Consider the following 23,226-nt stretch of genomic DNA (forward strand, 5'->3'; position numbering starts at 1 on the left):
GGCGGGGCGCATGCCGCCCCTGCTCGGGCGGCCCGAAGGGCAGAACGAAATGGCCGTTGACCTTAAAGACCTTGACCTTAAGCCGCCTGCCAGGCAGAACGAAATGGCCGTTGACCTTAAAGACGTTGACCTTAATAGCCGTCTGCAAGACAAAAGCCCCCCCGTTTCCGGGCCTCCTCCCCATGTTAATCATTTGTTACGCTATTGTTTGCCTGCTAATGGTTTGCAGTGATCGCCATCACATTAAATTCCGCGCCGCCACGCTAAAAGAGAAAAAAATAGCGATAAAGGAAGCAGTAATGAGCAATGCAATCAGTGCGCCGCGGCAGGGCGGTGCGCGCAAGATACTCAGCGTAACCAGCGGTAACTTTCTGGAAATGTACGACTTTATGGTATTTGGCTACTACGCCACCGCCATAGCAAAAACCTTCTTTCCCGGTGACGATCCCTTCGCGTCGTTGATGCTGACGCTGATGACCTTCGGCGCGGGTTTCCTGATGCGTCCGCTGGGCGCGATTATTCTGGGCGCTTACATCGATCATCACGGTCGTCGCAAAGGGCTGCTGCTGACGCTGGGATTGATGGCGATCGGCACGCTGACCATCGCGCTGGTGCCGGGCTACGCGACACTGGGCATGGCAGCGCCAATCCTTATTCTGTTGGGGCGTTTACTGCAGGGATTCTCGGCAGGCGTGGAACTGGGGGGCGTCTCAGTCTATCTGGCGGAAGTGGCGCCAAAAGGGCGCAAAGGCTTCTACGTCAGCTGGCAGTCAGGCAGTCAACAGGTTGCGGTGATCTTCGCGGCGCTGTTGGGGCTGGCGCTGAATCATCTGCTGGCGAAAGAGGCGGTTACCGAATGGGGCTGGCGTATCCCGTTTGTGGTGGGCTGCATGATCGTGCCGTTCCTGTTCTGGATCCGTCGCATGATGGAAGAGACCGACGAGTTCAAACAGCGTAAACATCATCCGGCGATGCGCGACATCATGCGCTCGGTGGCCAGCAACTGGGCGCTGGTGCTGGCGGGTATGCTGATGGTGGTCACCACCACGGTAATGTTCTACATGATCACCGCTTTCACGCCGACCTTCGGTAAAACCGTGCTGATGATGAACGATAAACAGAGCTTTCTGGTCACGCTGTTTGTCGGCATTTCCAACCTGTTCTGGCTGCCGTTGATGGGCGCGCTTTCCGATCGCGTGGGCCGTCGTCCACTGCTGATCCTGTTTACTCTGCTGATGATCGTCACCGCCTGGCCGGTGCTGCACTGGCTGGTGGGATCGCCCTCCTTTAATCACCTGCTGGAAGCGGAGCTGTGGCTGTCGTTTCTTTATGCCAGCTACAACGGGGCAATGGTGGTTTATCTGGCGGAAATCATGCCGGCGGAAGTGCGCGCCTCGGGCTTTTCGCTGGCCTACAGCCTGGCAACCGCGCTGTTTGGCGGCTTTACGCCAGCTATCTCCAGCTACCTGATTCACGCCACCGGCGACAAAGCGATGCCGGGCGTCTGGCTGACCTTTGCCGCCGTGTGTGGCCTGATTGGCACATTGTGTATCGGCAAGCTGGTAAAGCGGTATCGCTACGCGCATCAGGGAAAACCCGCCGAAGCACTCTGATTAAAACGCAATATCTACCACCACGCTGTCGCTGTAGTTGCCCGCAGGCGGCGTGTTCTGGTTAGTTAGCACCTGCGCGCGGTAGGCAAAGCCGCGCGTCAGGCCATCAGCACTGACCGACGCCGCGGCGCTGCTGGCCTGACGTTCGCTGCCGGCTGGGCCCCAGCGGTTGCTGCTGGTGCCTTTATAAATCTCATAGCTCAGCCGGTTAGCGTTGCTCGCCATGTTACGCACGCTGCCTACCGCATAATTGCCGTTGCTTAATCCCACCGTATAAACGCTGCCTTTGGTGCAGATGACGTTGATGGTTTGCGACACGCTGGGAAAGCTGCTCACCAGCGGCGCGCTGCCAAAGCTGATATTGGGGGCGGTGATGGTAGTGCAGTCGTTGGTGACGATCAGCGTGGTGGTCAGCGGGATCACGCCGCTGCCAGTTTGCGGCGTCAGACATACCTGGCCCACACTCAGGCTGGTGCAAATATTATAGGTGACCGCCAGGCTGAGCGTCACGGTATAGGTGCCCGCCGCCACCGTCTGTCCGGGCACGGAGTGCAGGTAGAGCGGCAGGCTAAAGTTAAGGCCACCGAGTCCGCCGATCAGACCAAGGAGCTGCGCCTGATTATAGGTGTAAGCCGCGCCGCCAACCCGCAGTTCACTGGTGCAGGTAGTGTTGGTGCAAAGCTGTAATGGAATATTATCCGGGCCGGTATCGCCGCTGCGTTTTAGCACGCCGCGCGTATTGGCGGTCGCCGTGGCGCTGGCCAGCTGCAAGGTAATCGTGTTATTGCCCAGCAGCGATATCCCGGAGCCTGCGCCGCAGTTAACGTTGGCGCTGCTGGAGGTGGTGCTGGCGGTGCTGTTCACCGCAAACGAGGTCAGCGAGCCGAAGCTGGCGGTGGAGGCGGGCAGCGTACAGGCGGCCTGTCCGGCAGCGGAAAACAGCAGCAGCACCAGCAGCAGCATCTTGATCATGGCAACACTCCTGAGGTCGAATTAGCGGCATCGCTAACCGGCGCGGCGCCCGTGGGCAGATCCGGCAGCGAGCAGGTGAGCGGGCCATAGGTTTTCAGCGCCTGCGGCCGACCGGCAGGCAGCGTCAGTCGGGTATCGCACGTGCGGCCATCCGGCGTTTGTAGATGAATAAGATTGTCCGCCTGTAAATTCTCCATCCACACCAGACCATCCCAGCCGACATATTCCGCCGCCTGCCCGGCACGCGTCACCACGCTGGAAACCGGCACCGGTTGCTGATGTTGGTCCTGCACAATCACGCTGGCAGCGCGCAGCGGTTCCACCGGGAAATTCAGTAAAAAGCCGCTCTGGCGCTTCACTGCAAAACGCTGCTGTACTTTGGGCGTGGTGACATCGGCAGGCAGGTCAAGCGTATCGAGATCGTACTTCGCCGGATACCAGCTGTTGATCGACGGCACCAGCAGATAACCCTCTTTGTCCGTGCGACCCATCGACTGGTTCTCATAGCGCACGTTGACGTCGGGATAGCCGGTTTTCACCAGCACAAAAGCGTCGTTGACCTGATTGGCGGCGAACACCCGGTTATCCATCATCACCAGCGAGCCGCTGAAATCGGCCCACTGCGTGCTGCTGTCACCGTCGCCGTAGAAGCCCGCTGCGCTATCAAAGCGTTGGTCGCGCCAGCGCAGGCTGCCCTGCGTGTAATCGCCGCCGCTGGCCTGATTGGCCCAGGAGGCATCCCACGACAGCCCGCCGTCGCTGGGCATGGCACGTGAGACGTAAAGGCGCTGCGCGTTGTTGCCCTCGCGATCGCGTTCAAGACTCACTGCACTGCTGATCTCATTGCCAAACGGAATCACCAGCGAGACGGCGCCGCTCCAGCCCGACTGTTCGCGATCGTGGCTGGCGGAAACGTAAACACTGCTGTTACCCCACAGGTTTTTACTCCACGACAGGTTAAGCAGCCGGGTTTGCTGGCCATCGCCGCTGACAATCTCAATGTAGGCCGCGCCGATACTGCCAAACTGATTCAGCGCCAGGCTGGCGTTGTACTGCGCGCTGCGGCGGCTCAGTGCGTAGAGAATGTTGCCGTCGCCGGTGTCGCCGCTGCGGTTGCCGACCAGCGCCAGATTGCCGAACTGCGCCGTGCGCACGGTATGCTGAGTGCCGATGCTGAAGCCGTCGCGGTTGTACTGATAGCCCCAGTTGTATTGCGTGCCCTGTTCGCCAGCCAGCTGACTCTGCGCCAGCGCGCCGTTAACCACGCCAAACGCGCCCAGTTTGAACTGCGCGCCGCCGCCGCCCATCACCAGCGATTCCGCCGCCTCGGCGTGGGTCTCCAGCGTCAGCCAGTCGCTTACGCCGTAGCGATAAGAGCCGCTGGCGGCGGCGCTGCCGTAATCGAAGTTTTTCACGCCGTAGTTTTCCCGCAGCGCACCCGCCGAAAAAGAAAAATCGCTAAGGCCAGGCTTCAGCAGATCGCTGGTAACATAAAAGGGCAGCGTGGTGGTGATTTGGCGACCCACCGCATCGGTGGTGACAATGACCGCATCGCCCGCGCCGTTAATAAACGGCAGGTTGGTCAGCGACCAGGGGCCGGGTTGCACGTCATTGCGGCTGGTGCGATAGCCGTTAACGAACAGATCGACGGTGGAGGGCACCGCTGCCTGACCGGCAAAGGCGGGCAGCGGATAGGTCACCAGATCGGGGCGCACGCTGAAGTCGCGACCAAGGGTTACGCCGCCCAGCCGTACGCTGCTGCTCCAGGCCAGGCTGTCACTGATCAGATCGCCGACGCGCCAGCTCAGCGCGCGGTTCTCATTCTCATTGGCCCAGAACGTGTCGTAGCGAATATAGCCATCCTCCTGCGCCGCGCTGCTGCCGGACAGCGTCTGCTGATAAACGCCGTTACTGGAAAACTGTCCCGCCGGACCAAACAGCCGCAGCTCACTGAGCAGCGACAGCCGTGAACTGCCGCGCTCGATGCGGCTGGCGTAGGCATCATAGTTCAGCAACAGACCGTTGCTGACTTGGCCCGGATAACGTGGACCGCGATCCTCACCGGTAAAGGTCTGCACGGGCAGCCAGCCGGGCGGCACGGTGAGCAACAGCAGCTGGCGCTGGCTGTTGTATTCCGCCTGCACCTCGGGCAGCGTGGCGAGATCCACCTCGCCCGCTGGCAGCTTCTCCGCTGGAATCCCGGCGTTTTGCAGATCGCTGGCGCGCAGCAGATAGTGTCCGTTTTGAAAGATAACCGGCACGATGTCGCCACGATCGCGCTGATTCACCACCAGACCAAGCATATATTGCTGCCGATCGCCCTGTGGCGCTGGCGACAGGGAAGGCGGTGGCGGCAGCGTCGAAAAGGTCTCTGCCGTGGCATCAACGGCATACAGCGCAAGGAGTATGGCCCAGGTGCAACGGTGAAGCAGCATAGTTAGCGCGAGCCGCGGCTGCGCCAGCTGCTGTCATTTACCTGCGCCTGCAGCTCGCTGCCGCTCGCCGCATTGACCGGAAAACGGTTGCTGGAGCGGGCCAGCACATAGCCCAGCAGGCCGTCGGACAGCGTGCGACCATCCAGCTGCGCCTTGCTGATACGGGCGTGGCCGTTGCCACTATTGGCGATCTCAATAAAGCGTTTGCCCCCGTTATTAACCAGCTGCCAGCTCAGCTGCGGCTTAACGCCGTCGGGCGTCAGGCCATTGCCGTAAACAAACAGCGGCACGGAATAACGCATCTGGAAGGTCAGTCCGGCCTGGTTCTCGCCGGGTTTCTGTGGCGTCGGGATCTCATCCAGCACCACGCGATAGGCGGCTTCGGTATTGGCGGACGGCGGCGTCTGTTTGATCAGGCGCACCAGCTGTTTCTGGCCGGGTTCGATGCGCACCAGCGGCGGGCTGGCCACTACCTGCTGCTGAGTTTGATACTGCTCCTGACCATTACTCTGCTGCCACTGAAAGATGCGCACCTGCATCAGCGTGGTGGCGTTGCCGCGGTTCTCCAGCCAGAGTTCGCTGGCTTTATCCTCGCTGTGAATTTTCGGATCGATCGGCCAGATCATCACCGAGTTTGCCGCATGCAGCAGCGGCGCAGCCAGCACGACCAGGGAGAGCGCAAGGGGACGAAGCCAGTTCATGATCGGTTCCTTTCTTTTCATTCGCCCGTTACCAGCTCAGGGTGACGGTCAGGGTATCGGTATAGGTGCCAGCGCGCGTCGGTCCGGGTAGCTGCAGCTGGCCATAAATCGGCAACGTAATGTTATTGGCGTTGGCATAGCTCAGCGCGACGTTCTGATTCACCAGAATGGCCTGGGTGCGGCTGGCGTTGCTGAACAGCTGATAAGCGATGGTATTGCTGAAATTAGCCAGCTTCAGGTTGCGCGAGGTGCTGAAATTACTCCCGCCGTTGATGCTCATGTTCAGGCTGGTGCCGGGCGTGCAGGCCAGATTAATCGAGGTGCTCTGCACAAAACTGGCGCTGACGCTCTGCCGCGACACGCCTGACTGGGTACCAAAATCCAGCGTGCCGAACACGCCGGTATTGGTGCCGGAAATCACACAGCCCGCCACCACCGACGCCGAGACCTGAAACGTCTGGGTCGGCAGCGCCTGCACCTGTCCAGCCATGAGCAGCAGGAGAGCAGGCGCAGCGAGTTGACGGTGCCCTGTCCCCGGCATCGTTAATTTCCGGCTACGCCGATCAGTAATTCACAGCAACGTTAATGGTATCGGTATAGGTGCCCGCCGGCACCGCTGCACTGTTATTGCCGCCGATTACCCGACCATAAATCGGGAAGTTCTGACCCAATGTCGGGCTGGGCGTGCCCACAGCGACCAGATCGGTGTTATTGGCAACAGGCGTCGCACGCGCGGCGTCGTTATACAGCGTGTAGGCGATGCCCTGCGTAGGATTGGCACCAAGCACCAGATAGCGAGGCTGACCGGTAACCGTACCAAATACGGTGGCGGGCGCTTCGTTACTGCTGGTTATACGCACGTTAAAGGGTTGATTGGTGGTGCACAGCACGTTAATGCCCGAGCCTTGCGAGCCTTGTAGAGTGGCATCGAGCGAGGTAAAGGTCGCGGCGCTGCTACCGAAGTCTAAGTTACCGAAATTCACGCCGTTAGCGGCATTAGGCACACCGTTGATCACACAGCCGGTGGTCAGCGTCAGCGTGGCGTTGAAAGAGCCGTTGGTGGTCACCGCCATCGACAAAGGGGAAATCACGGTACTCAGGCCACAGGCCAGAAGAAAAAGCGTCTTTTTCATAATCATTCCTTACGAATTAAAAACAAGCTCAGCTTTTTCACCTGATGGGTAACGCATTAAATAGAATTCCAAATAACCACTGTGCTCATCTCGTGACGCTAACTCGCTTATTTTGTAAGAAAGTTCCGAGATGTGACTAAATGTTTTTATATAAATTTTCCTAACTATAGAACAAGCGAACCCTTTAGGTAAATGCCAAAGGGTAATTTCTCTTAAGTATTGTGATGACTCGCTGTTTTATCAGCTTTTTTCTGTGACGCAGAGTGCTATGCGTAACGGCAGAACAGGCGTAACGTCGTGATAACGGACCGCTTTTCGGCATGCTGTTTTTTTTGACCTCGCAGAAAGTACCGCTGCGTAACAATATTTCACGGCTCGCTGAGGGCGTGCGGTAAATATTGCGTACCAGGTGCCGATAACAGGCAGCATATTTAGGGCAGCGAGGCATGATGGAAAGGAGTGGTACGATGCTGATGGTTAACTGGGATGGGATCCTGGTAACGGTGTCTCTGATCGTCGCGTTTATCGCCTCGTTCACCGCGCTTGATATTGCAGGCCGCATGGCAGCGGCTCGTGGGCGTCGCGCGCTGCTCTGGTTGCCGGGTGGCGGCGCGGCGATGGGCATCGGCATCTGGGCGATGCACTTTATTGGCATGCTGGCGATGATGATGCCGCTGACCACCCGTTATGACATCCCCTTAACCCTCGGTTCACTGCTGCTGGCGATGGCGGGTTCCGCCGCCGCGCTGTGGTTCGCCGCCAGCCGCGCCGTGCTGACCCTGCGACGCTGGCTGGCGGGCACGCTGACCCTCGGCGGCAGCATTATCGGCATGCACTATATCGGCATGCGTGCGCTGTTGATTTCGCCTGCGATTCGCTGGGATGCGCTGCTGGTGGCGGTCTCCTGCGTGGTGGCAATCGGCGCCTCCGGCCTGGCGCTGTGGCTCGCCTTTCACCTGCGAAGAAATCTGCGCGGCGTGTTGCTGCTGCGGCTCGGTGCGGCGCTGGTGATGGGCATTGCCGTCGCCGGTATGCACTATATCGGCATGGCCGCCGCCCATTTCTCCGCACACAGCATGATCGATCATTAGGGATTCAGCACGCAGGGTCTGGCGGTATGGGTCACCATTATTACCCTTTCTATTCTCGGCCTGACGCTGCTTGCCTCCATGCTGGATGCCCAGCTGCAGGCGGCAAAGCTGGCGTACCGGCTAACCCGCGCCAATCGTGAACTGAAGCAGCTGGCGATGCGGGATGGGCTGACCGGCCTGCCCAACCGCATCATGCTGGAACAGCAGCTCGATCGTAGCCTGCGGCGCGCCAGTCGGGAAGATCACCCGCTGGCGCTGATGTTCATGGATCTCGACGGCTTCAAGGCGGTCAACGACGCCTGGGGCCACCCTATTGGCGATCGGCTGCTGCGGGCGGTGGCGGAACGGCTGAAGGATAATTTGCCGGAGACGGCGATGCTGGCGCGGCTGGGCGGCGATGAGTTTGTGGTGATGCTCAACGAGGCGAATCGCGCGCAGGCGGGGCAGGTGGCGGGCACGCTGGTGAAGGCGATCGACGCGCCGTTTGACCTGGCGCGCTACCAGCTGCGCGTCTCGCTGAGCGTGGGCATCGCAATTTTCCCGGAACATGGCAGAACGCGCAAAATCTTGATGCTCAACGCCGACGCGGCGATGTATCACACCAAGCAGAGTGGCCGCAACGGCTGGCATTTTTTTGAACCGGCGATGCACGTGATGACGCAGCATCAGCTACAGCTGGCCACCGATCTGTGGGCGGCGCTGGATCGTCAGGAGCTGCGGCTGTTTTATCAGCCGCAGTTTTCGAGTGGCAAGACGCAGCCGCTGGGCTTTGAGGCGCTGCTGCGCTGGCAGCATCCGACACGCGGCCTGCTGACGCCGGAAAAATTTCTCGCCCGCGCTGAGAAAACCGGGCTGATCGTCTCGATTGGCAACTGGGTGATCAACGAAGCGTGCCGCCAGCTGCGACAGTGGCACACCGGCGGGCATCCGGAATGGAGCGTGGCGGTAAACCTGTCGGCGCTGCAGTTTCAGCAGCACGACCTGCTGAATACGGTGCGCGATGCGCTGGCGCGCCATCAGCTGCCCGCCGGTTCGCTGACGCTGGAGATCGCCGAGTCGGTAACCATGCGCGATCCCGCCTTCAGTCAGCAGATTATCGCCGCGCTGGCCAGCCTCGGCGTGCGTATTGCCATCGATAATTTTGGCATCGGCTATGCTAACTTACTCCAGCTGAAACATCTGGCGGCCAGCGAGCTGAAAATCGATCGCAACTTTATCAACAGCCTGCGGGCGGACAGCGAAGATGCCACCGTGGTGCGCGCCATGCTCACGATGGCACACGGGCTGAATCTCGATATGGTGGCCGAAGGCGTGGAGACGGCGGAGCAGCAGCAGCTGCTAACCCGGCTCGGTTTTACCACCCTGCAGGGCTATCTGCTGGGCAAACCCTTGCCAGCAGAGCGCGTGGCGCAGGCGATCGCCAGCTCGCCGTGATCGCGCAGGCAACAGAGTGGCCTTTTGCAGTAATCGGCACGTTCAGGCGCGGATAGCCTAAGATGCCCGCGAGCTATGCCGATAATTCGAACATGACGATGCCCATTTTTTTTACCTTATGCCGGTGCGCTGGCAGCTGACCTTTTGGAAACGCCTATGTTGGTTACCTCCTATGATGCAATGATGGTCATCATCTCCGTGATTGTGGCGATGCTGGCCTCGTTCACCGCGCTCGATATGGCGGGCCGCGTCGCCACCTCCAGCGGTAAAGCCGCGCTGGTCTGGCTGATCGGCGGCGGTTTTGCCATGGGCGTGGGCATCTGGGCGATGCACTTCATCGGCATGCTGTCGATGACGCTGCCAATGGTAATGAGCTACGACGCCTCGCTTACCGCCATTTCAATACTGATCGCCATTGTCGCCTCAATTTTTGCCCTTTGGCTGGTCTGCTACGGCGAGCTGCCGGTGCTGCGCCTGTGCGGCGGGGCGCTGGTGCTCGGCAGCGGCGTGGTGGCGATGCACTACACCGGCATGGCGGCGCTGATGTTTGTGCCTGGCATTATCTGGGACTGGCGCTGGATCGCGCTCTCGGTGGTGATTGCGCTGGTCGCCTCTGGCGCAGCATTATGGCTGGCGTTTCATCTGCGCACCGGCAATGGCCGCCTGACGCTGATGCGTATTGGCGCATCGGTGTTAATGGGCTGCGCCATCGCGGGCATGCACTATACCGGCATGGCGGCGGCGAGCTTTCCGGCGCACAGCCACGCCACGCATATGGGCGTGAACGGCAACTGGCTGGCGCTGCTGGTGACGGTGGTCACCATCGCCATTCTTGGTATTACGCTGCTGGTTTCCATGCTCGACGCCCGTTTACAGGCGCGCACTTCGCTGCTTGCACGCTCGCTGGCAGAAGCCAACCGCGAACTGGCGCAGCTGGCGCTGCATGACAATTTAACCCGTTTGCCTAACCGAATTCTGCTGGAAGATCGTCTGGAACAGGCGATCAGCAAAGCCAGCCGCGAAAACAGCCAGTTTGCGCTGATGTTCATGGATCTTGACGGCTTCAAGGCGGTGAATGACGCCTTCGGGCACCATGTTGGCGATAACCTGCTGATTGCGGTAAGCGAACGCATGGCGCAGGAGGTCAAAGGGCACTTTACCCTCGCGCGCATGGGCGGCGACGAGTTCGTGCTGCTCACCGAAATTGACCATCCCAACGATGCGGCCACCATTGCTGATGGGCTGGTGAAAGCGATCGATCGGCCTTTTGACGTCTCGCGCTACGAGCTGGTGGTGTCGCTGAGCATCGGCATTGCGGTGTTTCCTGGCGACGGCGCCGACGAGCGTGAGCTGATGTTTAACGCCGATGCCGCGATGTATCACACCAAAAACAACGGCCGCAACGGCTACAACTTCTTCCAGCCGTCGATGAACATTCAGGTGCAGAGCCAGCTACAGCTCAATAACGATCTCTGGCAGGCGCTGGAACACAACGAGCTGCGTCTGTTCTATCAGCCAAAATATTGCGCGCCGTGCGGGCCGATTCTTGGCTTTGAGGCGCTGCTGCGCTGGCAGCATCCGGTGCGCGGTTTGCTGTCGCCGGACGTGTTTCTGCCGATCGCCGAAAAGACCGGCATGATCGTCAACATCGGCAGCTGGGTGATCAACGAAGCCTGTCGTCAGCTGCGTGAATGGCATGATGCGGGTCATCCGAGCTGGACGGTGGCGGTGAATCTGTCGGCGTTGCAGTTTGAGCAGAACAACCTGGTAGAGACCGTCACCAGCGCGCTGAACCGGCACGGTATTCCGCCGCAACAGCTGACGCTGGAGGTCACCGAAACCACCGCCATGCGCGATCCCGATGAGAGCGTGCGCATTCTCACCGAGCTGACCACGCTGGGCGTCAAAGCCTCGATTGATGATTTCGGCACCGGCTATTCCAGCCTGCTCTATCTTAAGCGCCTGCCCGCCAGCGAGCTGAAAATCGACCGCGCTTTCGTCAACGAGCTGGAGAGCAAGCCGGAAGATGCCACCATTCTCTCTGCCATCGTGGCGCTGGCGCAGTCCCTGAACCTGAAAGTGGTGGCGGAAGGGGTGGAAACCGCTGAACAGCAGGCGTTCTTAACCAGCCTTGGCTGCAACACCTTGCAGGGCTATCTGCTGGGTAAACCACTGCCGCCGGATCGCATCGGCGAACTGCCCGATTACGTCGGCGAAGAGCAGGCCGCCGAGATGCAGGCGCAGCCGGAACTGGCCGCCAGCGCCTGATCCGCTAGCCGCTGCGCCTGAAAAAAACCATTATCCCGCAGCCCCCGATTCACGGGGGCATTGCCGCTCTGGCGTTTCGCTTGCGCCTCGCCAGCACATTGACGACTGCCGCCTGCGCCACAACACTTTAGTTTTCTCGTTGTTTACGCAGAGGGCGCGGTTATGAAAAAAACGGTTGTGGTGGCGGGCGCAGTGGGCGTGATTGGACGCGGCGTGCTTGAGCATTTTGAACAGCAGGAGGTCGAGCTGGTGGCGATTTCCCGGCGCAAGCCAGATTTTGCCGGACGCGCCAGGCATTTGCCGGTGGATCTTACCGATCGTCAGTCGTGTGAAACCCTGCTGGCGCAGATCCCCGAGGCGACGCATCTGGTGTTTGCTGCCTATCAGGAAAAGCCGACGCCCGCCGAGCTGGTGGAGACCAATCTGTTGATGCTGAAAAATTTGGTGGAGGTGCTGGAAGCGCACGCGCCACAGCTTCAGCACATCACGCTGATGCAGGGCGGCAAAGCCTATGGCGCGCATATCGGCCCGTTCCCGTCACCGGCGAAAGAGAGCGATCCGCGCCATATGCCGCCGAACTTCTATTACGATCAGGAAGATTTTCTGCGGGAACGATCGCAGGGAAAATCCTGGTCATGGACCGTGCTGCGCCCGGAAGCGGTGATCGGCATGGCGGTCGGCAACCCGATGAACCTGCTGATGGTGATTGCGATTTACGGCACCCTCGCCAAAGCGCTGGGCGTGCCAATGTCCTTTCCTGGCCCGCGTGCCGCATGGGATGCGCTCTATCAGGTAACCGACACGCGCATTCTGGCCAGCGCAGTAGAGTGGGCGGGGGAAACGCCATCCTGCCGCGGCGAGGTTTTTAACATCACCAACGGCGATTACTTCCGCTGGTCGCGCATCTGGCCGCGCATCGCCGCGTTTTTTGATGTGCCGGTGGGCGAGCCGTTTCCGCTGTCGCTACAGCAGATGATGGCCGATAAAGGGCCGCTGTGGCAGCAACTGACGCAGGAGCACGGCCTGCAGGAATATCCCTATGACCGTATCGTCTCCTGGCAGTTTGGCGACTTTATCCTCAAAACCACCTTCGACAACATCACCAGCACCATCAAGGCGCGCAAGCACGGCTTTGCCGACTGTATCGACAGCGAAGAGATGTTTATCGATCGGCTGACCGCGCTGCGTGAACAGCGGTTTATTCCGTAAGATCCGTCACAACGGACACGAGGCGCAGCAGAGGGCGGTAAAGCAAGGCGGTAAAGAAAAAAGGAGCCAGCAGGCTCCTTGTTAACATGTTGATAAGGTCCGGCAGGGAAACTGAAACCTGCCGGACTGAGCGTTAAATCAGCTCGGTTTTGATGCCCTGCTGGATCAGCACCTCCACTTCTTCGCCGCTGTGGCTGAACACCTGATATTCCACGCCCGCCACGGTCACGGTGCCGTTCTGCGCAATCCAGTCGCCGGAGTCGGTGCCGTCCGGCAGCAGGTCGTCGAGCTGCACGGTGTCGTTTTCGTCGCCGGTAATTAACAGCTGAGTTTTACCGTTTTCAATAAACAGGTTCTTCTCGCCGGAAGTCAGTAAATCATTCAGGTTAAGGGTGATCTGGTTATTTTCTTCGCCAGTGAGATCGATCTGGCCTTTATTTTCCTCGTCAGATTTAGCGCTATTTAGGGCATTAATAACGGACTCGGACTCTTCATCGATATCAGTACTTTTGTTTACCTCACTTTCATTATTCGTCCCACGCTCCGCAGGTGTGTTATCCCAACTTATGCTGTCAAGCACCCATCCTGCATCCGGGCCATTACTTTCTGTAGGTGCACCTTCAATAATAACATAAGCAACTTTCTTATCCGGGCTGGCTGCTGTATATGTAAAGGTCTGGACAGTACCCAGAGTGAAAAGGGCAATTGTATCAATAAGTTTTCCATGCATATCATAAATTTTGGCAACTGTTCTTATATCATGACTATGCCGAACATTAAAAGAAATACTATTAGAGGGGGCCGGCAATTCAAATTTTAATTGTGTTGAAGGCACCACGAAAATTCCATAATTACCATTACTACGCGGAATTTCATAAAATTTTGAATAGAGGTGATCGCTGATGATACCTATTCCTTTTGCTAAAACGGTCATCTTTAACCCTGAGGAAAAATTCATTATCATACCGTCTGTAAAATATTCTTTAGGGCCTTCAAGCCCCTCAAATCCCAGATTTGGTCTAGAGTCTACATTTATATCCCATGATAGAGATTGTGATGCATTTCCTGCAATATCGGTGGCTTTCGCAATGAAGTCATAATTTTTTTCGGTAAGGTTGTATGACGGTTCCCAGGACCAACTGCCATTATTGTTGGCATAAGTAGATCCTAAAGGAATTTCACCGTCGTAAACTGTGACCAGGCTGCCCGCCTTGGCCTTGCCGCTCAGCGTCGGCGTGCGGTCAAAGGTGGTGGCGCCGGCATCCAGATCCTTTCCACTGGCGGAGTCATAGATGCTGTCAATCGTGGCGCGGACGATGCTGTTATCGAAGGTTACCGTCTGCTGTACCTGCTCGCCGTTGATGCCGGTCACCGTGTTTTCCACCCAGGCGCGGTACTCCCAGCTGCCCGCGTGGGCATTCGGGTCGACCAGCGTCCAGGTCAGGCCGTTCACCACCGCCTCCAGCCTCTGCGTGCCGTTACTGACCAGCACGCGCTCGCCCGAGGCCAGTGAACGGCTGAGGATGCCGCTGAGGGTGCGGCCGGCCGAACCGTCGTTGGTGATAAAGTCAGTGGCGGAGGCGCCGCTGTCGGCGGTCATGCTGATAATCTCCAGTGTCACGTCGGTCGGATTGCCGGTGATCAGCTCGATCTCCCACGGTGCCGACTGCGGGCCGTCGGTGCCGCCGCTGCGGATGGCGCTGTTAAAGCGGTAGGTTTTATACTCGGTCAGCGCGGGAACCTCGTACTGCCAGACGCCGCCGGCGGCCACCACCGAGCCCACCGGCGCGCCGTCCTGATAAATCACCACCACGGCGCCGGTAGGCGCGCGGCCTTCCAGCCGCGGCGTGCGGTCGTCGGTGACGTCCGGGTTGCCCATGTAGCCGGTAATAATCCCTGCGTCGTCGTAAGCGCCCACAATCTGCGGTGCGGCCGGGTCGGTGGTGACCACCTCGAGTTCAAACAGGACGTCGCCGGACGCCGCCGGGCTGTTGCCCGCGGTCAGCTGGTTGTGGCCGGCGCTCAGGCGCTCGGTCTCCAGCGTCCAGCGACCGTCCGGGCCGGCATGGGCGGAGCCGATGCGTTCCCAAACGCCATTTTCCAGGCGGGTATGCACATAAACCAGGCTATTAGCCTCGGCGCGACCAAAAAGCTGTGGCTTGTTGTCGTCGGTGAGCGCGCCGGAGCGCAGCTCGCCGGTGTAGGCGCCCTCGCTGTCCCAGCCGTGGGTGATGGTCACCTCAGCCTGCGCCTGGTCGCTGATTTCCAGCGCGAACTCGTCGCTCCAGCCGCCGGAGGTGGCCGCCGAGGAGCGGAACTCCCAGTTGCCTGCGCCCAGCACCGGCGCGGTCCAGTTCCATTCGCCGTCGGCGTTGGCAGTCACGGTGCCGCCGTCAGTCCAGCTGCCGTTTTCGCCGCGGTACTGCACGCGCACCGTGCTGCTGGCCGGGGCGGAGCCGAACAGCTGCGGGGTGGTGTCGCTGGTCAGCGCACCGGTGCTCAGCTCGCCAACGTTCTCGCCGCTGTCGTCCCAGCCGTGGGTGATCAGCGCAATGCCGCCGTTGTCGGCGGCGTCCGGGCCAACCACGATGATGAACGGCTCGGACTCCTCGCTTTCACGATCCTTTTTGGCAAAGGTGTCGCGGGTGACCAGCGTCAGGCTGTTTTGGCCGTCCTGCAGGTCGACGTTCGGTTCCAGCGTCCACAGACCGGTGACCGGGTCGGCCACGGCGCTGCCGATCTCCTCGCCGTCGCGCATCAGCACCACGATGGAACCCGGTTTGGCCAGGCCGGTCAGCGTCGGACGACGGTCATCGGTAGGAACACCAGCGTCAAAGCTGCCGGTTTTGCCGCCAGCATCGTCGTAAAGTTGAATTAATTTCGGTGGCTCCGGTGGCGTGGTGGAGATTACCAGGTTATAGAGCTTTAGCGTGCCCTCGTTGCCGGCGCTGTCGGTGGCGCGGATGGAAAGGCTGTAGGTGCCGTCGGCCAGATCTTCAGGCGGCGTCCAGCTCCAGCTGCCGTCGGCCGGATCGATCATCACGGTATAACGGTCAGCACCGATGACGATCTCCATCTCGCCGCCCTTGCCGATCTCACTTGGTAATCTGCCGGAGATCACCGGCCTGTTGCTGTCACGCTCAAGAATGTTAACGCCTGGAGTGGCTAAAATGTTCACGCAGTGATCCTTTGTATGGCTGTGTTAATTCACCGGCTGAGGTGCCGGTGCGGTGTATCATCAGCATGCTAATCTGTGGGCGAATGAGCGATGAGACCCGTCCCGAATGGCCGGAAAACGTGGGGTCGGGGCGGGAAGGCGGGTTTATACGGCTGCGCACGGCGAACATCAAAAAAAGAGCCCGCGAGCTTCCCTGTGACCCTTTACGTTTACGAATAAAAAAAGGGAGCCGGCAGGCTCCCTTAAGGGGGATGTTAACGTCCAGCCTTAACAGCCGGACTGAGCGTTAAATCAGCTCGGTTTTGATGCCCTGCTGGATCAGCACCTCCGCCTCTTCGCCGCTGTGGCTGAACACCTGATATTCGATGCCCGCCACGGTAACGGTGCCGTTCTGCGCAATCCAGTCGCCGGTATCGGTGCCGTCCGGCAGCAGGTCGTCGAGCTGCACGGTGTCACCGGCGTTGCCCTGCACCATAAACTGCAGTTTGCCGTCATCAATGAACAGGTCGCGGCCGCCGTGGCTGAGCACGTCGCCTGCGTTCAGTTCCAGACGGTTATCGCCGCTGCCGGTAATGTCGATCACCTCGACGGAGTTAAGCTTGTCGGCAACATCGGATAATACCAGCGTCTGCTGCGCGCCAGTGATCACCAGCGTATCGACGCCGTCGCCGCCGTTGATTACCTGCAGTTCGTCAACGCTGTTGATGTAGGTGAACGCGCTGGCTTCGTCGACGCTGTTAGCCGACTGCTCGTTGACGCTGCGTTCGGGCAGCCTTTCATCTATCCGAATGTTATCCAGGAAAAAGTCATTACCATGGCCTGAAGTAGTGGCGTTGGTAATGTTAATCCGCACCGTCCCGGTGGTGGTGGCGGTCCAGCTGCCGGTGAGCGTATGATTACCGGTGATATCGGTGCCGGCAATCACGCTCTGGCCATCGACGGTCATGCCCACCTTGCCGACGTAGTCCCCGTTATAAGGTGCCGATCGCTGAGCATACAACGAAAAGTCATAGGTTTTACCGGCCTCAACGCGAACGTCATGATACATAATCGTATCATTATAAGTATGACCCCCATCGGTGTTAGTTTTTAATACGTAACCTCTATCGTTGATTTTTACGACTGAAGTATTGGAACTGGTTTTGGCATACTCTCCAACCAGCGTCCAGCCCTGAAGGGAGTTATCTTCAAAGCCCCATTCATAAACTGGCTTTGCCGTGACGTTTTTACCCCAGGACAGGTAGCCTATTGTATAAGCTCCATTGACATAGCCGGGCACTGAGTCATAGCCGTTGGTGAACAGGATATGTGATATCAGTTTCCCTTCTGGTGCCTCAAAATAATAGCGGCCATTTCTGGTGACCCTCTCCGTTAATAACTTTTCACCGGTGGTTAAAAAAACCTCCAGTTTATGTGCGTCAAGATTATAATTATCCAAATGCGCAATATCAAACTGAACTTTATTTGTCTGACCAAAATTAAATTCCTGGATGGCACCGGACCGCAATGTTATATGATTACCATCATCCGCGATGCTATAAATATTTCGGTGGTCAATATGATGAATAACCATTTTCAGGCCGTCATTAAACTCATAGGTGCCCAGCACATCGGCATTAAATTGACTGCCATCAGCGTTATTAAATTTTGTTGAGCCGGAGTCCGGATCTGTCGAGATATTGTGGTTCTGTTTAAGAATAATATCGTCAATGATGAACTGCGGCGTATTACTCTGCATGTTGAACTGCATGTACGCAATTTCATTCCTGTCGGTATAAAAGCGCAGCATCTGGGTGACGTCGCTGCGGATATCTTTGGCATAGACGCGTCCAATCTCGGTACCCGCACTGTCGTGGAAGCTGACGTAGGATTGTGCGCCCTCCCAGTCGATGGCATCAAGCTGAACGAAGTTCACCTCCTGCTCAAAATCGATGCGGAACTGCACCAGTTTGTTTGTTGCCGTGCCGGTGGTGTCAATCGACATCACCTTGCCAAAGCGCGAGTCGTCAATGATCCGGTAGGTGACGTTGCTGGTGGTCACCGGGATGATGGTCAGCTCATCATATTTCCACGCGCCGGTGATGGTCTGCGGGGCGATTTTTTCAAAATCATACAGAGCGGTGTTCAGCTCGCCTTCGGTTACGGTGAGGCTCCAGCTGTTGCTGTAGGCGCTGCCGTTGCCCGCTTTGGCACGGAACACCCATTCACCGAGGCCCAGCGTGTCCGGCGGGGTGAACGACCACTCGCCACGGGCGTTGGCTATGGCGGTGTAGCCGGTGCTGTACGGCTCGCCCGGCCTGCCGAACTCAATCATCACCAGCGCGTTGGCCTCAGCGGTGCCGCGCAGCTCCGGGCGGGTGTCGTTGGTGGTGCGGCCGTCCTGAATCAGGCCGGTGATCAGCCCGGCGTCGTCCCAGGCGCCGGTGATTTGCGGCACGCGCGAGCCGCTGGTGATGTACTCCAGCAGGAAGGTGTCGGTGCGCGAGCTCAGCTCCTCGGCCGGGCCGGCGTGGAAGCGCCAGCTGCCGGTGATAATCAGCGAAGTGGTGGTCAGGCTCCAGCGGCCGTCCGGGCCGGCGACCACGCTGCCGAGCAGGCTCCAGTTGCCGTTGCCGCCGTACTCGCCGTGGAGGTAGACCACGCTGTTGGCCTCGGCCGTGCCGTGCAGGGTCGGGGTGTCGTCGTCGGTGGCGACGCCGCTGGCCAGCTCGCCGGTGTAGGGGCCCTTGTTGTCGGTGGCGTGGGTGATGGTCATCGCGCTCGGCGCCTCGGCGTCGACGGTCAGCGCAAACTCGTCGGTCCAGCCACCCTCGCCGCGCACGCGGAACTCCCAGCCGCCGTCGGCCAGCGCCGCGGTCGGGCTCCAGCTCCAGCCGCCGTCGGGGCTGACCGTGACGCTGCCGCCCTCAATCCAGCTGCCGTCCACGCTGCGGTACTGCACGCGCAGCACGCTGCTGGCCGGGGCGGTGCCGCGCAGCTCCGGCATGCCGTCGTCGGTGATGGCGCCGGAGCTCAGCGCGCCGGTGTTGGTGCCGGCGTTGTCGTGGGCGCCGTCGATGAACACCAGGCCGGGGGCCGGACCCGGGCCCGGGGTGGTGGCGTCCGGGCCAACCACGATGGTGAACGGCTCGGACTCCTCGCTTTCACGATCCTTTTTGGCAAAGGTGTCGCGGGTGACCAGCGTCAGGCTGTTTTCGCCGTCGGTAAGATCCTGGTTCGGTTCAAGGCTCCACAGGCCGGTCACGGCGTCGGCCACGGCGCTGCCGATCTCCTCGCCGTCGCGCATCAGTACCACGATGGAACCCGGTTTGGCCAGGCCGCTCAGCGTCGGACGCAGGTCGTCGGTGGTCTCACCGGATTTGAAAAAGCCGGTCTTGTCGCCCTGATCGTCGTCAAGGGTGAACAGCGTTGGTGGCTCCGGCGGCGTGGTGGAGATCACCAGGTTATAGAGCTTTGGAATGCCGTCGTTGCCGGCGCTGTCGGTGGCGCGGATGGAAAGGCTGTAGGTGCCGTCGGCCAGATCTTCAGGCGGCGTCCAGCTCCAGCTGCCGTCGGCCGGATCGATCATCACGGTATAACGGTCAGCACCGATGACGATCTCCATCTCGCCGCCCTTGCCGATCTCACTTGGTAATCTGCCGGAGATCACCGGCCTGTTGCTGTCACGCTCAAGAATGTTAACGCCTGGAGTGGCTAAAATGTTCACGCAGTGATCCTTTGTATGGCTGTGTTAATTCACCGGCTGAGGTGCCGGTGCGGTGTATCATCAGCATGCTAATCTGTGGGCGAATGAGCGATGAGACCCGTCCCGAATGGCCGGAAAACGTGGGGTCGGGGCGGGAAGGCGGGTTTATACGGCTGCGCACGGCGAACATCAAAAAAAGAGCCCGCGAGCTTCCCTGTGACCCTTTACGTTTACGAATAAAAAAAGGGAGCCGGCAGGCTCCCTTAAGGGGGATGTTAACGTCCAGCCTTAACAGCCGGACTGAGCGTTAAATCAGCTCGGTTTTGATGCCCTGCTGGATCAGCACCTCCGCCTCTTCGCCGCTGTGGCTGAACACCTGATATTCCACGCCCGCCACGGTGACGGTGCCGTTCTGCGCAATCCAGTCGCCGGTGTCGGTGCCGTCCGGCAGCAGGTCGTCGAGCTGCACGGTGTCACCTTCGTTGCCCTGCACCATAAACTGCAGTTTGCCATCATCAATAAACAGGTCGCGACCGCCGTGGTTAAGTATGTCGCCTGCATTCAGTTCCAGACGGTTATCACCGTTGCCGGTAATGTCGATCACCTCGACGGAGTTGAGCTTGTCGGCAACATCGGATAACACCAGCGTCTGCTGCGCGCCGGTAATCACCAGCGTGTCTACGCCGTCGCCGCCGTTGATTACCTGCAGTTCGTCAACGCTGTTGATAAAGGTGAACGCGCTGGCTTCGTCGACACCGTTAGCGGTTTGCTCTTTAAAGCTATGTTCGGGAAACCTTTCATTCATCTTTATATTATCAAGGTAGAAATCATTACCTGCCCCGGTGGCTGTATTATTGGTAACAGCAACCCTGACGGTACCTGACTCGGTCGCCGTCCAGGAGCCAGTCAGATCGTATGAGCCGCTAACAATAGTCGTCGCTGGAATAACAGCAATATCTCCGACTGTCATGCCTAGCTGAGGATGTCCATAATTTGTCGTTACTCGGGTGGCTTTAAAGGAGAAATCGTAAGTTTTTCCCTTTTCAACAACGACGTCGTAATACATAACCTGGCCTGAGTAAGTATTACCACCCACACTGTCCGTTTTCAAATTAACCCTGCCTGATGAAACGTTGTTACCTGAATTAGTCTTGGCATAGTCTCCTGCCAGGGTCCAGCCTTCCAGCGTATTATTATCAAAGGTCCAGTGATGCAGCAGCTTGCTGGTAATATTGTTACCCCAGGTTAGGTTATCCAGATAATAACCCGTATCTGTTCCTGCCTCAGTGCCATTGGTAAATACTATGTGCGAAATTAGCGTTCCTTTTGGCGCTTCAAAATAATACGTGCCATTCCGGTCCATCGTTTGTGCATGAATGATTTCACCAGTAATTGAGTGAATTTCAATTTTATGGTCAGTGGTGTTATTTAGCTGAACGATATCAAACTGGACTTTGTCTGTAGCGCCAAAACGGAACTCCTGGGTGGCGTTCTCTCGCATTAATAAGCCGTTCGCCGTATTGGAAATAACGCCATTGCCCGGATTATTTTGAATGACCATCTTCAGGCCATCCTCAAACTCATAGGTGCCGACTTGCGAGGCGCTGAATTTGTTTATATCAAATGGTGCGAATCCGGAGTCAATATTCTCCAGCGGATTATAGCTTTCCTGGATAATGATATTGTCAATCAGAAAGTCGACTGTGCTACTCTTTAAATTAAGCTCCATATAAGCAATTTCATTTTTTTCGGTATAAAAACGAAGCTGCTGCTGGATATTACTGCGTATATCTTCCGCATAAACGCGACCGATCTCTTCTCCCCGGCTGTTAAAAAATGCCACGAAGGAATCTTTCCCTTCCCAGTCTAATGCATCCAGTTGCACGAAGTTGACCATGACTTCGAAATCAACTTTTAGCCTTACATAACTATTGGTTGCTGAGCCACTGGTCACCAGTTTCATGGCGGTGCTGCTGTTGCCGTAAGCCGAAGCATTTTCTACTGAAAGCGAAACATTAGCAGGCGTGAGCAAAGTAAAGGTCAGATGGTCATATTGCCATGAGCCGGTGATGGTCTGATGGGCGATTTTTTCAAAATCATACAGGGAGGTGTTCACCTCACCCTCGGTCACGGTGAGGCTCCAGCTGTTGCTGTAACTGCTGCCGTTGCCCGCTTTGGCACGGAACACCCATTCACCGAGGCCCAGCGTGTCCGGCGGGGTGAACGACCACTCGCCACGGGCGTTGGCTATGGCGGTGTAGCCGGTGCTGTACGGCTCGCCCGGCCTGCCGAACTCAATCATCACCAGCGCGTTGGCCTCAGCGGTGCCGCGCAGCTCCGGGCGGGTGTCGTTGGTGGTGCGGCCGTCCTGAATCAGGCCGGTGATCAGCCCGGCGTCGTCCCAGGCGCCGGTGATTTGCGGCACGCGCGAGCCGCTGGTGATGTACTCCAGCAGGAAGGTGTCGGTGCGCGAGCTCAGCTCCTCGGCCGGGCCGGCGTGGAAGCGCCAGCTGCCGGTGATAATCAGCGAAGTGGTGGTCAGGCTCCAGCGGCCGTCCGGGCCGGCGACCACGCTGCCGAGCAGGCTCCAGTTGCCGTTGCCGCCGTACTCGCCGTGGAGGTAGACCACGCTGTTGGCCTCGGCCGTGCCGTGCAGGGTCGGGGTGTCGTCGTCGGTGGCGACGCCGCTGGCCAGCTCGCCGGTGTAGGGGCCCTTGTTGTCGGTGGCATGGGTGATGAGCATGGCGTCCTGCGCCGCGCTGTCGATGTCCAGCGCGAACTCGTCGGTCCAGCCGCTGTCGCCGCGCACGCGGAACTCCCAGCTGCCGTCGGGCAGGGCATCGGTCGGAATCCAGCTCCAGCTGCCGTCAGCATTAACCGGCACGTTGCCGGCCTCGATCCAGTCGCCGTTGTCGCTGCGGTACTGCAGGCGCAGCGTGCTGCCCGCCGGGGCGGTGCCGTGCAGCTCAGGGCGGGTGTCGTCGGTGAGCGCGCCGGAGGCCAGCGGGCCGGTGTTAGCGCCAACATTATCCTCTGCGCCGTCGATAAACACCAGGCCGGGGCCCGGTCCGGGGCCCGGGGTGGTGGCGTCCGGGCCAACCACGATGGTGAACGGCTCGGACTCCTCGCTTTCACGATCCTTTTTGGCAAAGGTGTCGCGGGTGACCAGCGTCAGGCTGTTTTCGCCGTCGGTAAGATCCTGGTTCGGTTCAAGGCTCCACAGGCCGGTCACGGCGTCGGCCACGGCGCTGCCGATCTCCTCGCCGTCGCGCATCAGTACCACGATGGAACCCGGTTTGGCCAGGCCGCTCAGCGTCGGACGCAGGTCGTCGGTGGTCTCACCGGATTTGAAAAAGCCGGTCTTGTCGCCCTGATCGTCGTCAAGGGTGAACAGCGTTGGTGGCTCCGGCGGCGTGGTGGAGATCACCAGGTTATAGAGCTTTGGAATGCCGTCGTTGCCGGCGCTGTCGGTGGCGCGGATGGAAAGGCTGTAGGTGCCGTCGGCCA

General features: G+C 58.9%; 11 protein-coding genes and 1 pseudogene. 4 read left to right on the plus strand and 8 right to left on the minus strand.

Annotation, left to right across the window (positions count from 1 at the left end):
* Positions 1–299: 299 nt before the first annotated feature.
* Positions 300–1,613, plus strand: coding sequence for an MFS transporter (locus tag ACJY2L_RS20195; RefSeq protein ID WP_067433737.1), 1,314 nt, complete (start codon positions 300–302; stop codon positions 1,611–1,613).
* Here ACJY2L_RS20195 and ACJY2L_RS20200 read toward each other — a convergent pair whose 3' ends face one another.
* The 5 genes from ACJY2L_RS20200 to ACJY2L_RS20220 form a co-directional block, all read right to left on the minus strand.
* Positions 1,614–2,585 carry a Csu type fimbrial protein gene (locus ACJY2L_RS20200; RefSeq protein ID WP_439214712.1) on the minus strand — a complete coding sequence of 324 codons (972 nt, stop codon included), beginning with the start codon at positions 2,583–2,585 and terminating at the stop codon, positions 1,614–1,616.
* The gene (locus ACJY2L_RS20205) at positions 2,582–5,020 is read right to left on the minus strand and encodes a fimbria/pilus outer membrane usher protein (RefSeq protein WP_439214710.1); all 2,439 of its coding nucleotides are present in this window, start codon (positions 5,018–5,020) and stop codon (positions 2,582–2,584) included. Before ACJY2L_RS20205 ends, ACJY2L_RS20200 begins: the two co-directional genes overlap by 4 nt.
* Before the next feature lie 2 nt (positions 5,021–5,022).
* The gene (locus ACJY2L_RS20210) at positions 5,023–5,721 is read right to left on the minus strand and encodes a fimbrial biogenesis chaperone (RefSeq protein ID WP_439214708.1); all 699 of its coding nucleotides are present in this window, start codon (positions 5,719–5,721) and stop codon (positions 5,023–5,025) included.
* 28 nt (positions 5,722–5,749) lie between these two features.
* The gene (locus tag ACJY2L_RS20215; protein ID WP_439214707.1) at positions 5,750–6,211 is read right to left on the minus strand and encodes a Csu type fimbrial protein; all 462 of its coding nucleotides are present in this window, start codon (positions 6,209–6,211) and stop codon (positions 5,750–5,752) included.
* 73 nt (positions 6,212–6,284) lie between these two features.
* Positions 6,285–6,854, minus strand: coding sequence for a Csu type fimbrial protein (locus ACJY2L_RS20220; RefSeq protein WP_439214706.1), 570 nt, complete (start codon positions 6,852–6,854; stop codon positions 6,285–6,287).
* A gap of 467 nt (positions 6,855–7,321) precedes the next feature.
* On the opposite strand from ACJY2L_RS20220, the pseudogene ACJY2L_RS20225 reads away from it, so the two are divergent.
* The 3 genes and pseudogenes from ACJY2L_RS20225 (at position 7,322) to ACJY2L_RS20235 (ending at position 12,856) form a co-directional block, all read left to right on the plus strand.
* A pseudogene (locus ACJY2L_RS20225) lies at positions 7,322–9,379 on the plus strand (putative bifunctional diguanylate cyclase/phosphodiesterase).
* A gap of 156 nt (positions 9,380–9,535) precedes the next feature.
* On the plus strand, positions 9,536–11,647 hold the full coding sequence (locus ACJY2L_RS20230) for a putative bifunctional diguanylate cyclase/phosphodiesterase (protein ID WP_439214705.1): 2,112 nt from the start codon (positions 9,536–9,538) through the stop codon (positions 11,645–11,647).
* Between the two features lie 162 nt (positions 11,648–11,809).
* Positions 11,810–12,856 (plus strand): SDR family oxidoreductase, encoded by a 1,047-nt coding sequence (locus ACJY2L_RS20235; protein WP_439214703.1) that lies wholly within the window; start codon positions 11,810–11,812, stop codon positions 12,854–12,856.
* A 133-nt stretch (positions 12,857–12,989) separates the two neighbouring features.
* On the opposite strand, the gene ACJY2L_RS20240 is transcribed toward ACJY2L_RS20235, so the two are convergent.
* The 3 genes from ACJY2L_RS20240 to ACJY2L_RS20250 form a co-directional block, all read right to left on the minus strand.
* A complete protein-coding gene (locus ACJY2L_RS20240; RefSeq protein ID WP_439351307.1) occupies positions 12,990–16,034 on the minus strand; it encodes an Ig-like domain-containing protein in 3,045 nt (1,014 codons plus the stop codon).
* A 286-nt stretch (positions 16,035–16,320) separates the two neighbouring features.
* Positions 16,321–19,740 (minus strand): Ig-like domain-containing protein, encoded by a 3,420-nt coding sequence (locus ACJY2L_RS20245; protein ID WP_439351308.1) that lies wholly within the window; start codon positions 19,738–19,740, stop codon positions 16,321–16,323.
* 286 nt (positions 19,741–20,026) lie between these two features.
* Positions 20,027–23,226 (minus strand): Ig-like domain-containing protein (locus tag ACJY2L_RS20250; protein WP_439351309.1); only part of this gene is annotated, 3,200 nt, incomplete at its 5' end.

It is taken from the genome of Duffyella sp. Ts4 (genome assembly GCF_051851875.1).
In the GTDB taxonomy this organism is placed as follows: domain Bacteria; phylum Pseudomonadota; class Gammaproteobacteria; order Enterobacterales; family Enterobacteriaceae; genus Duffyella; species Duffyella gerundensis.

What these genes read in the sequence shown, in the direction of transcription:
- ACJY2L_RS20195 (WP_067433737.1), top strand. Translation starts at nt 300, where the DNA reads ATGAGCAATGCAATCAGTGCGCCGCGGCAGGGCGGTGCGCGCAAGATA.
- ACJY2L_RS20200 (WP_439214712.1), bottom strand. Translation starts at nt 2,585, where the DNA reads ATGATCAAGATGCTGCTGCTGGTGCTGCTGCTGTTTTCCGCTGCCGGA.
- ACJY2L_RS20205 (WP_439214710.1), bottom strand. Translation starts at nt 5,020, where the DNA reads ATGCTGCTTCACCGTTGCACCTGGGCCATACTCCTTGCGCTGTATGCC.
- ACJY2L_RS20210 (WP_439214708.1), bottom strand. Translation starts at nt 5,721, where the DNA reads ATGAACTGGCTTCGTCCCCTTGCGCTCTCCCTGGTCGTGCTGGCTGCG.
- ACJY2L_RS20215 (WP_439214707.1), bottom strand. Translation starts at nt 6,211, where the DNA reads ATGGCTGGACAGGTGCAGGCGCTGCCGACCCAGACGTTTCAGGTCTCG.
- ACJY2L_RS20220 (WP_439214706.1), bottom strand. Translation starts at nt 6,854, where the DNA reads ATGAAAAAGACGCTTTTTCTTCTGGCCTGTGGCCTGAGTACCGTGATT.
- ACJY2L_RS20230 (WP_439214705.1), top strand. Translation starts at nt 9,536, where the DNA reads ATGTTGGTTACCTCCTATGATGCAATGATGGTCATCATCTCCGTGATT.
- ACJY2L_RS20235 (WP_439214703.1), top strand. Translation starts at nt 11,810, where the DNA reads ATGAAAAAAACGGTTGTGGTGGCGGGCGCAGTGGGCGTGATTGGACGC.